The sequence below is a fragment of the Flavobacterium sp. HNIBRBA15423 genome (assembly GCF_052655965.1).
This window is the reverse complement of record NZ_CP199751.1, coordinates 257,802-277,964: the sequence shown is the minus strand read 5'-3', so window position 1 is coordinate 277,964 and position 20,163 is coordinate 257,802. Positions and strand designations below refer to the sequence as shown.

Sequence of the window (20,163 nt, the reverse complement as noted above, 5' to 3'; positions counted from 1 at the left end):
ATTAGTTTACAAGTATTTCATCAATAAAAAGCCAAGCTCCATTTCCTTCTCCAGGATTTCCTTTTGGAATTATACCAAAATTTTCTGCGGTTACTTTTACAAATTTTGCTTCTACTTTATTGAACTGTATATTTATTATTCCTTTTAAATTTTCTATTTCATGAGCCAAAACCCTTTCTTGGATTTCAAAATTTTTTCCATCTATAGAAGTTTCAATTATTATTTCTTTAGGCAAATAAATCCAACTAATTTTACCATCAAAAACATTAAATTGAACTTTTGAGATTGTTTCTATTTTATTAAAGTTTATTGTTGCTACTACATTGTTTCCACTAAATCCTAACCAATCCTTTCCAAATTTTTGAATATCTCCAAAAACACCATTAATTAATGTAAAAGGATTTCCATTTGAAAAATTTTTACTTGGGGAAAATTCTAATTTGATTGATTTTGCAGTAGATTTTGAAATTAAGAAATCTTGGTCAACTCCGTTTCCTTTTTCAATTCCATTTTCAAAATAGGAAGCTCTTATTTTTTGATTTTTAGTTATCGGAATTGCAACTGTGTATTTTTCTGAATTCAAATTAGGCACAGAATTATCAGTTGTATAACGAATATTAGCATTGTTTTTTGATTTTAAATCGTAAAATAAAATTCCATTTTCTTCTTTAATAATCGCTTTAATATCATATATGGCTTCACTATAGTTTATTCCTTTTTTCTCTAAAACAGGCAAATGATGAATTAATCGACTTTCAAAATCTTCATATTTATCTGAATTTGAAGTTCCCCAAAGCACTTCAGACAAAGCCATCATTCTTGTCATCATCATATATTCCACATGTTTTGCTGTATCAATATATTCTGTCCATACATTCGCTTGAGCACCTAAGATATATTTAGCTTCTTCACTTGTTAATTCATTTGGGATAGGATTGTAAGAATATACTTTTTCAACTGTTGTATAACCACCAATTGCTATGGGTTCGTTACTCGGATCTGCTTGATAATGATCAAAATAACAATGCGAATCGGGTGTCATTACTACATAATGTTTTTCTTTAGCAGCGGCAATTCCTCCTTCTGTTCCTCGCCAACTCATTACAGCTGCATTTGGAGCTAAACCACCTTCAAAAATTTCATCCCAACCTATAATTTTTCTGCCTTTTGAATTCATAAATTTTTCAATTCTTTGAATAAAATAGCTTTGCAATTCGTGTTCGTCTTTTAATCCTTTTTCTTTAATTAAATTTTGACAATGTTCACAAGATTTCCATCTTGTTTTTGGGCATTCATCTCCACCAATATGAATATATTCTGACGGAAACAATTCCATAACTTCAGTTAAAACATCTTGCAAAAAGGCAAAGGTTTCCTCTTTTGGACAGAAAACATCATCTAAAACCCCCCATACTTTTGCTACTTCAAAAGGACCATTCGTACAAGCAAATCGAGGATAGGATGCTAATGCAGCCATTGCGTGTCCTGGCATTTCTATTTCTGGTATAACTGTAATATGACGTTCTTTCGCATAAGCAACGACTTCTTTAATTTGATCTTGCGTGTAAAAACCACCATATTTTATAGTATCAAATTTTTGATCTCTATAATGACCAACCATTGAGCCATTCCTCCAAGCACCTGTTTGGGTTAGTTTTGGATATTTTTTAATTTCAATTCGCCAACCTTGATCATCTGTTAAATGCCAATGAAAAGTATTTAATTTATAGGCAGCCAAATAATCAATATATTTTTTAACAAATTCAACAGGAAAAAAATGACGCGCTACATCGAGATGCATTCCTCTCCATTGAAACTTTGGTTCATCGAATATGGAAATAGCATTCAATGTAACTTTTGAAGATTTTTCATAAGGAATCATTTGTAATAAAGATTGTACTCCATAAAAAACTCCTTGATTGTAAGGTGCATAAATTACTATCTCTTTTTCTGAAACAGTGAGATTGTATCTTTCTTCATTCCAATAAGGGTCAATTGGACTTATAACTTTTAAAACTATTCTTGAAGAAGAATTAGCATGAGAAATTTTTAAATCTAAACCAGTTTGAATTTTTATTTGTTCTTGAAGATATTTTGCTTCAAAAGAATTTTTATCAGCTTGAATTGTGGTTTTTCTATCTAGTATAAATGTTCCTTTTTTAGTGGTCACATTTAGTGGTTTTGGGATTATACTATATTGATTTTGTGCCATACAAAAACTAGACAACACTAATAAAACAAAAAGATTTAAAAATCGCATAAAACTATTTTATAGTATAAATTTATTAAAAGATATGCTATAAATAAAAATTCTTAGAATTTTATTTATAATTAAAGTTTCTATACTAATACTAAATTGAAAATCTCTTTCAAATTACTTCAAAAGAGATTTTTACATTTAATAAGCTGAAAAGATTATTTTTCTAAAGCGTCAATTGCTGTATTAACTTCAACCTCAGTTCCTTCAAATAATTTTTCAGTAATTGTTTCTTTACCATCAACAATTTCAGTTATTGAAACAATAGCTTTTACTGTTCCATCTTCATTTTTCGTTTTTTCAACTTTTATCTCTCTAGTCACTTCTGCATGGTTGTGATTATGACCTTCATGATCTAAACTGTGAATTACTTCTCCTCCTTGCAACATTTTACAATTCGGATTCCTACATCCTTTTTCAATACATTCTTTTTCACTCATAGAGTTACATTCAACAACAGTTCCGTGCTTATGACAGCAAGAACCTAAAGCCATCTCTGAAGTTGCTGAATGACCTCCTAAAATAGGCGCAATTACTAGACCGATTAAACAAGTTAATTTAATTAAGATATTCATTGATGGTCCGGAAGTGTCTTTAAAAGGATCACCAACAGTATCACCAGTTACAGCAGCCTTGTGAGCATCTGAACCTTTATAAGTCATTTCTCCATTAATTTCAACACCTGCTTCAAATGATTTTTTTGCATTATCCCAAGCACCACCAGCATTATTTTGAAACACAGCCCAAAGCACACCAGAAACAGTAACTCCAGCCATATAGCCTCCTAGCATTTCAGCTATTAATTGGTTATTATGTGGATAAACTAGTTTTCCTAATAATACAATTGCAATTGGGAAACCAATAGTTAAAATTCCTGGCAACATCATTTCTCTTAAAGCTGCTTTTGTCGAAATCTCAACACATTTTCCGTATTCTGGCTTTCCAGTTCCTTCCATAATACCTGGAATTTCTTTGAACTGACGACGTACTTCGTACACCATATCCATTGCTGCTTTACCAACAGAATTCATTGCTAAAGCTGAAAAAACTACAGGAATCATTCCACCTACAAATAGCATTGCTAATACAGGAGCTTTAAAAATATTAATCCCATCAATTCCTGTAAAAGTAACATAGGCTGCAAATAAAGCTAATGAAGTTAAAGCTGCAGAAGCAATAGCAAAACCTTTTCCTGTTGCTGCAGTTGTATTTCCAACTGAATCTAAAATATCTGTTCTTGTACGAACTTCTTTAGGTAATTCGCTCATTTCAGCAATACCACCAGCATTATCCGAAATTGGTCCGAATGCATCAATTGCTAATTGCATAGCCGTTGTAGCCATCATTGCAGAAGCTGCTAAAGCTACACCATAGAAGCCCGCTAAGGCATAAGAAGCCCAAATTGCACCAGCAAATAATAATACTGTTGGAAAAGTAGAAATCATTCCTGTTGCTAAACCTGCAATAACATTTGTACCAGCACCAGTTGACGATTTTTGTACAATTGCCAAAACTGGTTTTGTACCTAAACCTGTATAATATTCTGTAACAGAAGAAATAATTCCACCGACTGCTAAACCAACAATAGTAGCATAAAATACTCTCATTGATGAAATATCTTTTAAACCTTCTCCAAAGAAGTTCATTTTCATTGTTTCAGGTAGCATATACTCTACTAAAAAGTAACAAGAAATTAGCGTTAAAATAATAGAAACCCAGTTCCCAATATTTAATGCTTTTTGAACTTGTGCTTCTTTTGCATCATCACTAGAAATTTTAACTAACATTGTACCAATGATAGAAAATAAAATTCCGAAACCAGCAATTGCCATTGGTAAAAGAATTGGTCCAATCCCACCGAAAGCATCAGAAAGACTTCCTCCCATATCTTTGATGACATAATTACCAAGAACCATAGCCGCTAAAACAGTTGCTACATAAGATCCGAATAAATCTGCGCCCATTCCTGCAACATCACCTACATTATCTCCTACATTGTCTGCAATCGTTGCTGGATTACGAGGATCATCTTCTGGAATACCCGCTTCCACTTTACCAACTAAGTCAGCACCTACATCTGCCGCTTTTGTATAAATACCACCACCTACACGTGCAAATAATGCTATAGATTCCGCACCAAGAGAAAAACCAGCTAATGTTTCAAGTACAAGTGTCATATCATCAGTTGAAGTCCATTGGCCCCCCATGAAATATCTAAAAAAGATAATAAAAAAAGCGGTTAATCCTAAAACTGCTAATCCAGCTACACCAAGTCCCATTACAGTTCCGCCTCCAAAAGACACTTTTAAGGCTTTTGGCAAACTTGTACGAGCAGCTTGAGTTGTTCTAACATTTGTTTTTGTCGCGATTTTCATACCCATATTACCTGCTAATGCAGAAAATATAGCACCAATAATAAATGCAACAATTATTAAATAACTAGTTGTATCTACAAAATAAGCAACTCCAGCTAAAACAATACTTGCTCCAATAACGAAGAAAGTTAATAATTTGTATTCTGCTTTTAAGAAAGCCAGTGCTCCCTCATATATATAATCGGAAATTTCTTTCATTTTTCCATCTCCTGCATCCTGTTTTAAAACCCAGGCTCTTTTATAAAACATAAAAGCTAAACCTAATAATGCCATAATTATAGGCACATAAATCATTATTGAATCCATAAAGTTTTTTTGGTTGTTTTAGTTAAACATAATTTGTCGTCCTTAACAAAAATAAACAAAAAAGGCAATATTACTAATGAATATTGCCTTTTTTACATTATTTATCTTAATTTATTTAATACTAAATAATCCTTCTGGTCTATTTGGTATTTCATTAAATCTTTGAGTACATTTTACAAAAATTTCTTTTGCTTCTCTAACATCTCCCCAACCTTCAACATCTACTTTTTTATTTTCTAAATCTTTGTATACTTGAAAGAAATGTTCTATTTCTTTTAATAAGTGAGTATTCATATCACTTAAATCATTTAGTTTGTTCCAAATTGGATCAGAAACAGGAACACATATTACTTTTTCATCTGGCCCTTTGTCATCTGCCATATGAAAGACACCAATAGGTTTTACTTCCATAACACAACCAGGAAATGTTGGCTCTGTTACCAAAACTAATACATCTAGTGGATCACCATCTAATGCTAAAGTTTCTGGAATAAAACCATAATCTGCTGGATACATCATAGAAGAAAATAACATTCTATCGTATCTGATTTTTTTTAAATCAAAATCGTACTCATATTTATTTCTACTTCCTTTTGGAATTTCTATCAATACATCAAATGTAGTAACTTTATCTGCTGTCATTTTTTTATTTTTTAAAGCGGGTGCAAATGTAATGATTCTAGATTTTTTTAAAGAATGAATTATTAATTTATTTTAATCAAAAAGCTAAAAATCATCTATATTTAGCAATTTAGTAAATAAGTGGTTCTCTATTCCTTTTTTTTAAATAATAATGCCAAAAAAAATAGGTCGCCAATGAAGAATAAGGCTTCCAGTTTTCTGAAAGTTCAATCATCTCTTCTTTTGAAGAAACTGGATATAATTCCTTCAAAGTGTTTTGCAATGCAATGTCTCCAATAGGAAAAACATCCTCTTTTTGAAGACAAAACATCATATACACTTCTGCCGTCCAATTACCAATACCTTTTATGGCAGTTAATTCCGTTTTTATTTGATTTTCTGTTTTTTTTGCAAGTGTCTCTAAAAGTAATTCTTTATTCAAAATAGCTTTTGAAAGTTCTTTCAAATACACTATTTTTTGTTTAGAAATAGAATTACTTCTTAAATCTTCATCAGATGCTTGTAAAATACTTTTCGGATTTACATTACCTAAAAAACTTTCCAACTTTAAATAACAAGCTTTTGCAGAAGCTAAAGAAACTTGTTGTTCCATAATTAATTTACATAAAGATTCGAATCCTTGAGGTCTTGATGAAATTATAGGTTCTCCATACAAATCTATTATTTGCTGAAACACAATATCTTTTTGAAGTAAATAAGGAATATTATTTTTCAAAACCTATATGATTAAATTGATTACATCTCTAGACAGAAAATTATACAACTTGGTTTAAAAATAGAATCCAAATGAAGCTTTTACAGTAAATTTATTAGCATCTGGAATACTTAAATAGCTACCTCTCCAAGCAAAATCAATTCTTAAAACCTTGAAAATATTACCTATCCCTGCATTATATTCCCAATATATATCTTCTGGAGCTCTGTAAATTAATCCAGAAGCATTAATCAAACGATTCTCATCTGAAACTGTTCCATAAACTCCTTTTATGCCTACTATTTCTCTCCAATTTAATTTTCTAAGCAAAGGAACTCTAGAAAATAATCTACCATTAAAATGATGCTCAAAATGTAAAGACGCATATTCATCAGCTACAAAATCATAATAATCTAATAAATTGTAAGTATTATCAATAATAAAATAAGACTGATTTCCTGGAATAACTCCCATTAACCCTAAAGGTATTTGTCCAAAGGTTTTGCCTAACTCAAGTGTTGTAAACAGTCTTCCAAAACCACCAACTAAAACGGGCTGACGATAATAAAATTGTAATTTTTGGTAATCAAAATCGCTATTCATTACCCCTTTAAGACCTTGGCTATAGCTCAAAAAAATTCTTGCATAGTTATTATCAACCAATAATCGTTCTACTCCATAACCAACAGTTCTTCTTTTTGGAGTAAACTCGGTAACAAAATTTATTTCTGATTGTTTAACTTCGCTATTTGTAGTTGTTCTAGAAGCATCTGTAAAATAATTCAAACTAAATTCATTAGATGCCGACTCCAAAGTTCTATAAGAAAAATTGGTTTGAAAAGTAAGATTTTTTACAGGCTCTATTTCAAAGCCCAAAGTGGTTAAATTTACAGATGTCAATTTATTATTTGTACCACTAGAAAACAAAGAAGAAGAAGCAAAACTTCTACCTAATACATCATTTGATGTAGTTAAACTAACCCCAATTTGTTCAACATCTCTTCTATTTCCTGCAGAAAGAATAATTCGCTTCTTTTTATCTACCATCCATTTTCCAGAAATCCCATATTTGAATTTATCATCTTTAAATCCGTAAGCAAGATAACCTTGTAGTCTCCATTTATCATTACTACCGAAATAAGTTCTCCCTCCTACTCGAAGTCTTTGCCCTTCCACATCATTATAACCAAAAGTTGAAAAAATAGGACCAAAATCCATTTTCCATTTTGGTATTTCAATATATCCACTCCCAAGTATCGAAGCCAAATTGTATATTCGTTTAAACCTTGGTATTTCTTTTAAAGTATCAAGCATTTTATAAATTCCTGCTTCATTTTCATTAAGTTTTTCAAAACGATTTCCTTCCCAATATTCTTTAGAACGACTAAAAACCTCATCATCAAAGTAATTAACCTCTTCTTTATAAAATTTATCGTCTTTCTTTATGTCAAATTTATGGTTCCTTGCTAATGTAGTTCGCTTTCCATAAACTCCTTTAGACTCCTCTTTTTTAGAAAAACTGAAATCTGACATCATATAATCTCTCTTTAATAAAAAGACAGAATCGTTTAAAACATCATACTCTTGTTCAATGTAAATTTCTTTAACCCAGTTTATATTAGCACTTTTACTAGCTTCTAAATTTATTTTTTTTATTGCAAATGTAGAATCGTTTACCCAAAAATCTCCTTTAAAAGTTAATTCATTTTTTCTTCTTGGATAATATACAATATTGTAACACCATTTGTTATCAATAAACATACTATCGTTTAAAACGTAATTATAAACATTAATTCCTGTTCGAGATAATGGACTTACAAAATCTTTATCAAAAAACTTTAAATAATTATCATAAATATCATAATCAGCATACAAGTCTTTGATAAAAGTGTTTACTCCATCACCAGAACTAAATCCAGAATTTTTATTTGCTTCAATTATCTCTTTAAACTTTTTTGATTCATTATCTCCATATACTTTACTTAATGTCTCATTAATAAAAATAGGCAAAAATGTTTTTCCTGAAATATTTGAAGTATCAATTTGCTTAAACACAAATTCCATTCCTTTAAACATTTTACTACTCATAAAAGCAGAGTCAATTGTATTTAAATCAAATTCGACTTTTTCATATTTATCATATTCATACTGTTTAAACATCTTAAGACCATTTTTCCTTCTTCTTTCCCAAATTTTTCTAAGAATATCTAGAGCAGGATTATCTTTTTTTGAAGTTTTACCAGAATAAACAACTATCTCTTTAAGCTGAGTTCCTTCTTTTAAAACAATTCTTAAATTAGCATTTAATCCAGATTTTAAAGGGATTTCTTTTTTCTCAAAACCTATAAAAGACACTTCTAAAAAAGAATAATTTTCTTTAGATTCAAAATAAAAATTACCATTTTCATCAGTAATAACTCCTTCTCTTGAATTTTTAAAAATCACATTTGCAAAAGGAATTGGTTCATCAAATTCATCTACAACTTTTCCTCCTACTTTGGTTTGGGCAACACCCACAAAAGAGAAGAAAATAAACAGGAAAAATATTTTTTTTATGTGCATATTTTTTAATTCAAAAAAAGAAAAAACTCCACCAATTCCTTGATGAAGTTTCAAATATAGTAAGTTTTTTATTTACTTGTAAGTAACTTTCTTAACTGCTTTGACAACATCATCAGCGTTTGGCAACCATTCTTTTAATAAAGCTGGTGAATAAGGTGCTGGAGTATCTGCTGTTGTTATTCTTTGTATAGGCGCGTCTAAATAATCAAATGCTTTTTCTTGAACCATATATGTTATTTCTGAAGCTACACTAGCAAAAGGCCAAGCCTCTTCCAAAACAACTAATCTATTTGTTTTTTTAACCGAATTAAGAATTGTCTCATAATCCAAAGGTCTTACTGTTCTTAAATCAATAACCTCACAAGAAATACCTTCTTTAGCTAACTCATCAGCTGCTATGAAAGCTTCTTTTAAAATTTTACCAAAAGAAACAATAGTTACATCAGTACCTTCTCTTTTAACATCTGCGACACCTAATGGTAATGTATATTCTCCTTCTGGAACTTCTCCTTTATCACCATACATTTGTTCAGACTCCATAAAAATAACAGGGTCATTATCTCGTATTGCCGATTTCAGAAGACCTTTCGCATCATATACATTTGATGGAACTACAACTTTTAAACCTGGACAATTTGCATACCAACTTTCAAACGCTTGAGAGTGTGTAGCAGCTAACTGACCTGCAGAAGCAGTTGGACCTCTAAAAACAATTGGAATATTAAATTGTCCTCCAGACATTTGTCTCATCTTAGCCGCATTGTTAATAATTTGATCAATACCAACTAAGGAGAAATTAAAAGTCATAAACTCAACTATAGGACGATTTCCATTCATAGCAGAACCTACAGCAATACCAGCAAAACCTAACTCGGCAATAGGAGCATCAATAACTCTTTTAGGTCCAAACTCATCAAGCATTCCTTTTGAGGCTTTGTATGCACCATTATATTCAGCTACTTCTTCACCTATTAAATAAATAGACTCATCGTGACGCATTTCTTCGCTCATAGCCTCACAAATAGCTTCTCTAAATTGAATTGTCTTCATTGTATATTTGTTAAATTTGAAAATGTAATGCTAAAAAAACAACACACATTTCTATATATTTTAATTTATTGCATGGCAAAAATAGGAAAAAATTAAATTATTATATGATGATAATTTAATTATTAAAATTTTAATATTAACGATAACCTTTTCGTAAACTACAAATTCAACTAAAAAATGGATTTATATTTTTTATCAATTAAAATAATAACAATACAATCGTCTTTAACTTTTTGAATTGATATATTCTTTAATTTAATTTTTTCCTTTTTAACTTGGTAATAAAACTCCTTCAATGAAGTTGTTTTTTGATCTTTAAATACTACTGTTGGTAAATTATATTTACAGAAATATTTCAAGAAATCTTCGTAAGAAATTTTGTTATTAGTAACTAATTCAAACACATCTTCGATTCTATTTGCATCTGCACCACCTATTTCTGGGCCTTTTTGAACCTTAACAACATTTTCTTCTTCTGGTGGAGCATCTGGTACATTTTGAAAAGGGTTAATTGGTATTACATTTCTTTTTCTATCTGATTTAACAACTTGCTCATCTTTTTTAGGCATTACAAATATAATTTTTGTAGCTACATGTGTGTAGTCATTATTTACTACTAAAGAAATCATTTTTCTTCCAGGACTTGTAAAAGTATAACTACATTTTTTATCAAAAGAATCTACTTTATTATTTAGGTTTTCACCAAATCTCCATTCCCAAGATTGAGCTGAATCTGTTTCATCCTCAAAAACAATTTCTTCGCCTTCCATCACATAATCTGGAACATTAATTTTAGGAATAAGCGACTGATCTATTGATGTCTTTCTAGGCAAAATTGTAATAACACGCTGAACAGTACATTTATTATTAATTACTAATTTTACTAAATACTCTCCTTCTTTATCAAAAGAATGAGCCACTTTTGAACGAAATGCAATTTGAGAATCATCTCCAAAATACCATCTCCAAGAATGTGCATTTTTAGAATCATCAGAAAAAATTATAAATTCACCAACCATGAAAGAAGGGGCATCAATTTTAAACTCTTTAGCATTACATTCTACCTCATTATTTAATTTGTAAGCTACAATAACAAATGAAAGTAATACAACAGCCAAAAATACCATTGGTACTTTTGCATCAAAATATTTTTTAAATGGTTTCAAAATAAACATACTGCTATTAAATTACTTTTAAAACGAAGTCACTTTCGAATTATGAAAATATAAATTTTACCAAAAATAGGAATTTTCTTTTATTAAAGTGCATCCCCTTAAATTGAATTTACCATACATAATATCATTTTTTTTGTTTAATAAAAGATTATTATTTCCAGAACATATTTCTATCGAAACACTTGCTTTTTTTAATAAAAACCCATACTATTGTAGTTAGTTTAAACTAGAAACAAATAACAAAAAATGAAATTTATAGCTTTACTTTTTTTTTCATGTTTATTAATTAATTGTAAAACAAAAAAAAGCACAACTACTTATTATAATGAAAATGTTTATGAAGAAAAAGCCAACTATGTAGTTTATGACCCTTTACCTGAAGAAGACAGAATATATTTTTCAAAAAAATTAGAAGTCGATAAAGATGAGATTATTAACGGAAAACTATATAAATTCATCAAGGAATGGGAAGGAACAAAATATGTATATGGTGGAGAAACTAAACAAGGTATAGATTGTTCTGCTTTAATGCAACATTTATATAGAGAAGTATATAATTGTACTTTACCTCGAACAGCAGAGCAAATGGGTTTAGATAAACGTTTTCATTTATTTAAATTAACAAAAAACCTTAAAGAAGGTGATTTAGTTTTCTTTAGAATAACAGATGAAAAAATCATAAGTCACGTTGGCATTTATTTAAAAAACAATAAATTTTTTAATGCTAATTTAGCTGGAGGAGCTTCTATATCAGATTTAAAAAGCGATTATTGGAGGAAATTCTATGTAGTATCTGGTAGATTGAAAAACGGCAAAGAAAATGAGTAAGAAAAAAACTTTCATAGAAAATCAAAGAAATTTAACTCCATTTGATTTAAGAACCGAATTATTATTAGATTCATTATTACAAAATAAAATTGATGATTTTAACATTGTCATAAAGCCTAATGGTCTGTTCTATAGAAAGTTTAGTAAAGATAAAATGTCTATTAATCGTGATTCAATCGATACAGATATTCTTAATATAGAGATTAGTAGAGATGGTTTTTATGACATTCTTCCTGAAAGCATTTCACATAATTATAGAAATTCAGACAGCTTTTCTAATCCAGTAGAGGAATTTAAAACAAGAAAAAAAGAAGAAAAAGAAGCTCGAAATTTCTTTAACCCAATCGAGAATGAGCTTTTTAGATTTAAATATGCTATAGAAAAAAATGAATCTTCTTTCTTCTCAAATTTAAATGCAAATGGAATTGTAGACATTATTAAAACCATACTTGTCTTTGAAGAAAACATTCCAGATAAGTTAGTAGTAAAAATGTTTTATGCTTTATTACAATTAAAAGACAATTCAAATCAAAATATAGACGAAATAGTTTCTATTTTAGAGCAAATTATTAATGAAAAAGTTACTTATAAAACTAGCTACATCAAGCTGGAAAATGTTAATGACAATGTAGACGAATCTAATGATTTAATAATGGGTATAAATACAACTTTAGAAAGTTCAGAACGAATTTTTCTAAAGAAATACAACTTCATTATAGGACCATTAAAAAAATCCGAAGAATTAAGTAAATACTTTCAAAATCAATTGATGGAATCTTTTTTAAATAACTTTTTTAATTTATTTTTACCCTTTCATGTTCAATACTCTTTTGAAGTTACTTTAAACAAAAAAGATCAAGCATTTTCAATGGACGAAAAACAATACAAATCAAGATTAGGAATATCAACCATATTATAAATGAAAAAGTATTTAAACTATCTCAATTTTGGTCAGGAAATAATATATTTATTATTATTAATTGCTATTGCAATAGTAATCAATGTTCTTATTGGTAGTAAAATACCAAAATTCAGACAACAACGGAAAAAATTCTATCTATACATATTCATTCAAGTGGTCGTTTTCATTATTTTCTCTTGTATCCTTTACAATTTAAAAGACACTAGTTTAAATCAGAGATTAATTTCTTTCCAGATATATCTCGCTGTTGCTGGAGTTATTCATCTTAAAACTTTTCATGACTATTTTAAAAAATTTGAAGCTAAAAATTTTATTAGTGAAATTGCTATTATTTTCTCTGCCTCCTTATTTTTAGCCGCATTTATGTATGTAATTACTAAATATTTCTCTGACGGAGAATTTTCTCTTTACTTACTGACTAGTCTTTTTTTCTTTATTTTACCAACACTTTGCTACAAATTATTTGAATACTCGATTTCAATACCTGTAAAACTTCATAAAAGATGGTTTTATCCACTAAATGATAAATATCCCTCTCCAAAAGTTTCAGAAATGAAAAATATTATCATACTAAATTTAGTATTTCAAAAAAAAGCAACTGACACTCAAATTATAAATTTCAAAGTAAAAGCTCCTAGAGCAATAGACTTTGGAAGACTTTTTTATTATTTCATAAACGATTATAACGAGAAAAATCCAAATAGTCAAATTCATTTTGTGGACGAAAAAAATCAACCATACGGATGGTATTTTTACTCTAAACCAAAATGGTTCAGTTCCTCTGAATATATAGACCCAGAACAAGCAATAGACACAAACAATATAAAAGATGGTTCAACCATTATTTGTCAACGTATATAATTAAAATTATGGCAGAAAACATAAAACATTTTCCAGTAAACTGGATAGATGGAATGAAAATTAATAAAAAACATTTCATTGAATTTCAAGACAATGTAGAAGATTCAATTAGAGATGCAAGAAATTTAGAAGTTAACGAATTAAATTACGGTCTTCTTTCAACTCATTTAAGCAGACCATTTCAATATGCAATTTCTATTGATGCTCATAATGAACTTAGTGTTAATATAAAAACACTAAAAGCCATAACTCCTGCAGGTGGCAGAATTGAAATCACTGATTTTACAGGAGAGTTTTCAGAAAAAATAGAATTAAAAGACTTTGATTTAAAAGAAAACAATTATTATCTTTTATTAAACGTCGATCCTTATACAAGAGTTCCTTCAGGCGAACAAAACATGGAAGAAGTTCCTCCTCGTTTTCCTCATGCTCTTCCAAAATACAGTTTAAGTACCGTTTTAGAAAGTGAAGTGAATCATAATAACATTGGAGCTTTACAATTTCCAATTGCAAAATTTAAAACATCTTCTGAAGGTTATGAAATTATAACAAATTACATTCCTCCGAGTTTAACTCTAAATAGTCATCCAAGTCTTATCAGTTTATTTGAAACTTATGACTTATTTTTTAAACAACTGGAGTTTTATGCTATTCAAATTAACCGAAAAATAAAGTTCAGAAATAATAACGAAGATGAAAATATCATCGCTAATATGGTTTTTGATGTTTGTGATAAAGCCTTACGTTTTGCTGAACTTCATATTACAAAAAACAAATGGGTTAATTATAATTTAAAGCCTATAACGCTTTTAGACAACGTTATTAGCTTAAGTCGATCTGTAAAAAACAGTTTTGATTATTTTTCTGGAGACGGAAAAGAAATGCTTTTCAACTATTTTTCTGAGTGGACTGATATTAATAGCGGAGATTATGAACGTTTATTTACTGATACTATAAACGTAAAATTCAAAGCGTATGATATTGAACCTGTTGTAGAACAAGTAAAAGATTTTATGACAAAAATTGATGACCTTTTCTCAATCTTAAACCAATTAGACTACATAGGTAAAAAACGAGATGCAGGAATATTTGTTAATGAAAACATCTTGAAAAACGATCGTAAATCAAGTGGGTTATTTGGCAATGATGATAATGATATAGATTCTTCACCAACATTTTTAGCTGACTAAAATTATTAATTATGGATATTTTAAATAAAAAAGAACGTCTTAATGCATTCCTGTTATTTTTATTAATGTTTTTCATAACAACAGGAGTTCTCATAACTGCTATATTTTTTAACTTTAAGTTGCCTCTAAAAGAAAACGAAGTTTTAAAAAATGAAAATGATAAAATGAATTCTCAATTTAACTTTAATAAAGAATTCACTTTAAAAATGGAAGAAATTGGAAAACTAGTAGATTCACTTGACAAAGCACCGTTAAGTTTTCAATTTATTGAACAATCAATAGGTTATGAACTTAAAGAACTAAGTGAGAGTATTCCAAAAGATTCTACAATTAATCCTGCTTTATACCAAAACATAATTATTACAACTAAAGAATTTGTAAATACTAAAAAAAGACTTTTGTTAACTAAAGATTCTGAAAAAGAAATTGAGAATTTAAAAAGAGAAAATGAGAGTTTAAAAGAAGACAACAAATCGTTAGAAAGAAATTTACAAGCACTTAGTGTAGGTTCAAGGTTTAATTAAGAATTAAGATAACTATAAAAAACAATGTCTGCAGAAATAACAACACAAATCATTCATATAGCAAAACAATATGCAAAAGAAAATTTAAATGCTAAATATTACGCAGCACATTTATTAAAAGCAATTTTAAATCAGCAGTTCGATTTTTTAAAAGAATTAGATGCAAAAGGTATTGATGTTTTCTATCTTGACGAATGGGCCGATATTAGAATAAGTGAATATCCAAAGTCATCAAAACCCTCTGACTCTCCTGAAGCAGATGAAAGTGCTACAATAGTTTTAGAAGAGGCTGAAAGTATTGAAAAAAAGAATGAAATAGGAATTTTCCCTGCTATTTTAAGTGCAGCAATTACTTCTGGAGTTGGTTTTTCACATGACCAATTAAAATCGTTACCACTTACAGCATCAACAATTATTGAAATGTATCAATCTGGAACAAGCATTAAAACTCCTGAGATACAATTTTCAAATGCAACAAATTCAAATTCGAGTTCAAATGCTGTATCAAAATATTGCATAGATCGTTTAAAATCTATTTCTAAAAATGAAGAACATGCCATTATAGGGAGAGATGAGGAATTAAAAACGATTACAGAAATCTTAAATAGAAAATTAAAACCACATGTAATCATCACCGGAGAGCCTGGTGTAGGAAAGTCAGCTTTAATAGAAGGCTTTTGCAAAAAAATAGCCACTAAAAATATTTTAAATGCATTTGACAATGCAGCAGTATTTGAAATAAATATTGGAGCCTTATTTGCTGGAGCATCTTATAAAGGAGAAGTAGAAGATCGACTTCAGAAAATATTTAATGAATTAAAAACATTAGAAAAGCCTATATTATTTATAGATGACATTCATGAACTATTTGACTCCAACCAAGGTTCTGGAATTGCAAGCATCATTAAATCGGAATTATCAAAAGGGATAATTACTTTTATAGGAGCTACAACACCCGAAAAGTTCAGAAAAACATTAGCCAAAGATGATGCTTTATCTAGACGTTTTGAAACATTAGAAATTAAAGAACCTAACCAAGATTTAGCTTTTAGAATGATTTCTAGCATTATAGAATCATATCAGAAGCATCATGATTTTAATATATCAGACGAAAGTCAGAAAGAAGCTATTAGATTAGCTAAACGTTATTTAAAAGAAAAATCGTTACCTGATTCTGCCTTAGATTTAATAGACAGAACCATGTCATCTTTAAAAGTAGCCAAAGAAACCATCAAAAAAGAATTACCTGATTTAAAAATTCAAACACAAGATTTACTCGCTATTGAAGAAATCCTTGAAAAAGAAGAGAAAACAATTTGGTTATTTTCAGACATTCTACAAAAAACAGGTAAATTATTAAATGAGAATGACCAAAGTAACACTGATTTTCATGCTTTAGAAAACCAAGAAGCAAAGATTACTTATCTTAACGAATTACTTTTAAACTTAGAAAAACTAGAAAATGAAGAAAATGAAGTCTTAGCTTCACACTTATCGATAGTAGTTTCCGAAATTACAGGAATTCCAGCTGGTAAAGTGAAATCAGATGAAAGAGAACGTTTATTAGATATTGAAAATACATTAAAAAAGCGTGTTATTGGTCAAGACCATGCAGTAAAAGTGGTTTCAGACGCAATCATGGAGTCGCGTTCAGGATTGACAAAACCAGGTCAACCCATAGGCTCTTTTTTCTTTTTAGGACCAACAGGAACTGGTAAAACCGAATTAGCAAAATCATTAGCCGATTTTTTATTTGGAGATGAGAATGCTATTATTCGCTTAGACATGTCTGAATTTAAAGAAGAACATTCTGCTGCTTTACTATATGGTGCTCCTCCAGGATATGTTGGATACGAAGAAGGTGGTTTATTGGTAAATAAAATAAGACAAAAGCCATATTCTTTAGTCTTATTTGATGAAATTGAAAAAGCACACAAATCGGTTTTTGATGTTTTTCTGCAAATTTTAGATGAAGGAAAATTACATGATCGTTTAGGTAAAGAAGGAGATTTTTCAAATTCAGTAGTCTTATTCACATCGAATATTGGTTCCGATTATATTGTAAAATCATTTGAAAAAGATGTTGTTCCTAAATCCAATGATTTAATTCAATTGATGACTGGTCATTTTAGACCAGAATTCTTAGGTCGTTTAACCGAAATCATTCCATTTGCTCCAATTAATGTAAAAAGTGTTTCTAGAATTTTTGATATTCATCTTAAAAAAGAATTATTGCAATTACTAGAAAAACTAGAAATTACATTAGAGATTAGCGAAAAAGACAAAGAAAAAATTGCTTTACAAGGATTTAGTCCAGAATATGGTGCTAGACCTATTAAAGGATCGATACGAAACAAACTGAAAAGACCTTTATCTCGAATGATTATAGCGAATGAGATTATAAAAGGAGATACAGTTAAAGTTACATTAGATAAAAACGAAGAACTAAAATTCACTGTAACTAATGAAAGATCTATATTATAAAATTCCATTCGATTATAAGAAACTAAGCACAGGAAATGATGCTACAAAAGTTACTATAGAAGAATCTTTGGCTCAATTTATGTCGGTAATTATCTCTACCATTTTTGGAGAATATAAATATGATGATGAATTTGGCACTGTTATTTGGGATACTGATTTTAATTTATTGGCTAACCCAAATAAACTAAAAGACATGATTAGAGAATCTGTCCACGAGAAAGTAAATAAATATGAAAAGCGTTTAAAAGTTACAGAAGTAACACTAGGCGTAAATGAAAATACATTAAGTTACGAATCGAATATTAGGGTTAAAAAGAGATTAGACATTGTTGTATATGGTGTGATTAAAAAAACGAATCAGCCTTATTACTTTAAAAGTTCATATTATTTAGCTCCATTTTCGTTTAAATAAAAATCAACTCGATGAATCAATTATCAAAAGATCAAATAAAAGATAGAATGTTGAAACGCGCTGCTAAAAAGTGGGGCTACAATGATGTTGAATTAGAAAATGTATTTGATCCTATAGTAAATCTTCTTTTTGATGTTTGTGCCAAAGAATTGGAAAAAATATCAAATGAAATTTTTTCGAGTAGAAGAAGAATGACGGAACGTCTAGTAGACATTTTAACACCTACTGCATCGGCAAAAGCTACTCCTTCAAGAGGTATTTTGAGAGCCTATCCAGTAGAAGATGAAACTACATTACACAATCATCATCAATTTTTCATCCAGAAAAAACAACCAAATCCTTATAATCCCATTGAGAATATTGTAAAAAACTTTCACTTTGGGCCAACTATCCCTGTAAAACTAAACCGAAACAGATTAAGTTATGTGGTTTTACCTAATGGTATTCAGGAAATTGTTAAAAATCAATTTAGAGAAATAGTTTCTGAAAAAGACTACTTAAAAAAAACACCACACGGAACGATTTGGTTAGGTTTAAAACATGAAGGAAAAGGTACTATAAAAGATTTAATGTTTTATTTCTATTTAAGAAATGTACACGAAAGAACAAAATTTTATCACTTTTTACCTAGAGCAAAATGGTTTTTAAATGATTTACCATTAACTATTAAACAAGGTTACAACAATGATGAAAATGATAAAAAAGCTTATGATTTAAAGCAACACGATATTTATCATATCCAAAAAATTGAAGAGCACACCAATGACTTTTATGAGAAAAATTTCATAACAGTTAAAGATATTATCCAAATCAATAATTCCGATTTTGTTTTTCCAAGTGAATTTGAAAAGTTATTTCCTGAAAAAGAACTAGAAAAATTAAAACAAGAAAAAGATATACTTTGGATTAAAATTCAATTTCCTAATGTAATAGGCCCTGATATATTATCAACTATCTTTTGTTCCAATAATTGTTTTCCTGTGATAAACAAAAAACTGAATGAAACACAAGGAAACATTAAAGAACTACTAGATATTTATCCATTAAAACTGAACAATGATTACTTTTTAGAATTACTTTCTGTTTTAAATGATAGAAATAAAGAATTTGATGTTATTACCAATAATGTAGAACCAGAAGATGAGAATTATGCCTACCTACGATTTGGTGGTGTAGCTCGTTTTGATGAAAGAAATGCTGCTGAAGAAATTAATTATTTAATAGACTTAATTAGAGATGAAGCTGCTGCTTTTTCTAGATTAGGACAAGATTTTACTGATAATAATTTGAAAGAAATTAATCAAATTATTGCTCGTTTTAAAAGTAAGATGGCACAAATAGGAATGCAAAACCTCAACAATCCTTATTTAATTTTAAATACTGAAAAATCGAAAGAAAAAGGTATTTTGTTTATTAAATACTGGACAACTAATGGTGAAGAAGCTAACAAAATAAGTACTTTTAGCAAATTTAATGTTTTTAAAGGAGCTGATTTTGATAAAGATAGCATCATGCTTTTATCTAGTACACTAGGTGGGCGAGATGAGTTAACCAATTCTGAAAAAATATACGCATACAGAGAAAACTTAATCTCTAACCAGAGGGTTGTAACGAGACAAGATATCATTATTTTATGCAAAAATCATTTTGGTGAGGCTGTAGAACATATTGAAGTTAAAAATGGCATTCAAACTGGTTTTGATGACAATATAGGTTATACACCAACTATCGATATTTATCTAACTCAAAAAGAAAAAGACTATTATACTGATGAAGAATGGAGTTTCTTAAGTGAAGATTTAAAATTATTGATTGAAAAAAGAGCTTTAAATATTGTTCCTTTTCGCATTATATATTCATAAAAAACATAACTATATTTTA

General features: G+C 29.1%; 15 protein-coding genes. 8 read left to right on the top strand and 7 right to left on the bottom strand.

The features are described 5' to 3' along the window. Window position 1: 1 nt before the first annotated feature. The 7 genes from ACULEV_RS01170 to ACULEV_RS01140 form a co-directional block, all read right to left on the bottom strand. The gene (locus ACULEV_RS01170; protein WP_445456863.1) at window positions 2-2,260 is read right to left on the bottom strand and encodes a beta-N-acetylhexosaminidase; all 2,259 of its coding nucleotides are present in this window, start codon (window positions 2,258-2,260) and stop codon (window positions 2-4) included. Window positions 2,261-2,415: 155 nt separating this feature from the next. Further along, window positions 2,416-4,938 carry a sodium-translocating pyrophosphatase gene (locus ACULEV_RS01165; protein ID WP_445456862.1) on the bottom strand — a complete coding sequence of 841 codons (2,523 nt, stop codon included), beginning with the start codon at window positions 4,936-4,938 and terminating at the stop codon, window positions 2,416-2,418. 111 nt (window positions 4,939-5,049) lie between these two features. Then, window positions 5,050-5,580, bottom strand: coding sequence for an inorganic diphosphatase (locus ACULEV_RS01160; protein ID WP_445456861.1), 531 nt, complete (start codon window positions 5,578-5,580; stop codon window positions 5,050-5,052). A gap of 109 nt (window positions 5,581-5,689) precedes the next feature. Next, entirely contained in the window at window positions 5,690-6,295 is a 606-nt protein-coding gene (locus tag ACULEV_RS01155; protein ID WP_445456860.1) for a DNA-3-methyladenine glycosylase family protein, read from the bottom strand. A gap of 54 nt (window positions 6,296-6,349) precedes the next feature. Beyond that, the gene (locus ACULEV_RS01150) at window positions 6,350-8,836 is read right to left on the bottom strand and encodes a DUF5686 family protein (protein WP_445458569.1); all 2,487 of its coding nucleotides are present in this window, start codon (window positions 8,834-8,836) and stop codon (window positions 6,350-6,352) included. Between the two features lie 72 nt (window positions 8,837-8,908). Next, a complete protein-coding gene (locus ACULEV_RS01145) occupies window positions 8,909-9,886 on the bottom strand; it encodes a pyruvate dehydrogenase complex E1 component subunit beta (protein WP_445456859.1) in 978 nt (325 codons plus the stop codon). A gap of 170 nt (window positions 9,887-10,056) precedes the next feature. Then, on the bottom strand, window positions 10,057-11,052 hold the full coding sequence (locus ACULEV_RS01140) for a PKD domain-containing protein (protein ID WP_445456858.1): 996 nt from the start codon (window positions 11,050-11,052) through the stop codon (window positions 10,057-10,059). 255 nt (window positions 11,053-11,307) lie between these two features. On the opposite strand from ACULEV_RS01140, the gene ACULEV_RS01135 reads away from it, so the two are divergent. From ACULEV_RS01135 to ACULEV_RS01100, 8 genes are read left to right on the top strand one after another with little or no spacing between them, the layout of a single operon-like run. Beyond that, entirely contained in the window at window positions 11,308-11,889 is a 582-nt protein-coding gene (locus ACULEV_RS01135; RefSeq protein WP_445456857.1) for a C40 family peptidase, read from the top strand. Further along, a complete protein-coding gene (locus ACULEV_RS01130) occupies window positions 11,882-12,808 on the top strand; it encodes a hypothetical protein (RefSeq protein ID WP_445456856.1) in 927 nt (308 codons plus the stop codon). The genes ACULEV_RS01135 and ACULEV_RS01130 overlap by 8 nt, the downstream gene beginning before the upstream one ends. Beyond that, complete coding sequence (locus ACULEV_RS01125) at window positions 12,809-13,672, top strand: TssN family type VI secretion system protein (RefSeq protein WP_445456855.1); 864 nt, start codon at window positions 12,809-12,811, stop codon at window positions 13,670-13,672. An 8-nt stretch (window positions 13,673-13,680) separates the two neighbouring features. After that, window positions 13,681-14,862, top strand: a complete 1,182-nt coding sequence (locus tag ACULEV_RS01120; protein ID WP_445456854.1) for a hypothetical protein — start codon at window positions 13,681-13,683, stop codon at window positions 14,860-14,862. An 11-nt stretch (window positions 14,863-14,873) separates the two neighbouring features. Then, window positions 14,874-15,386, top strand: a complete 513-nt coding sequence (tssO, locus tag ACULEV_RS01115; protein ID WP_445456853.1) for a type VI secretion system TssO — start codon at window positions 14,874-14,876, stop codon at window positions 15,384-15,386. A 24-nt stretch (window positions 15,387-15,410) separates the two neighbouring features. Next, window positions 15,411-17,870: an AAA family ATPase gene (locus tag ACULEV_RS01110; protein WP_445456852.1), complete on the top strand. Its 2,460-nt coding sequence runs from the start codon at window positions 15,411-15,413 to the stop codon at window positions 17,868-17,870. Then, on the top strand, window positions 17,851-18,282 hold the full coding sequence (locus tag ACULEV_RS01105; protein WP_445456851.1) for a GPW/gp25 family protein: 432 nt from the start codon (window positions 17,851-17,853) through the stop codon (window positions 18,280-18,282). The genes ACULEV_RS01110 and ACULEV_RS01105 overlap by 20 nt, the downstream gene beginning before the upstream one ends. Before the next feature lie 11 nt (window positions 18,283-18,293). Then, entirely contained in the window at window positions 18,294-20,144 is a 1,851-nt protein-coding gene (locus ACULEV_RS01100; protein WP_445456850.1) for a hypothetical protein, read from the top strand. Window positions 20,145-20,163: the final 19 nt, after the last annotated feature.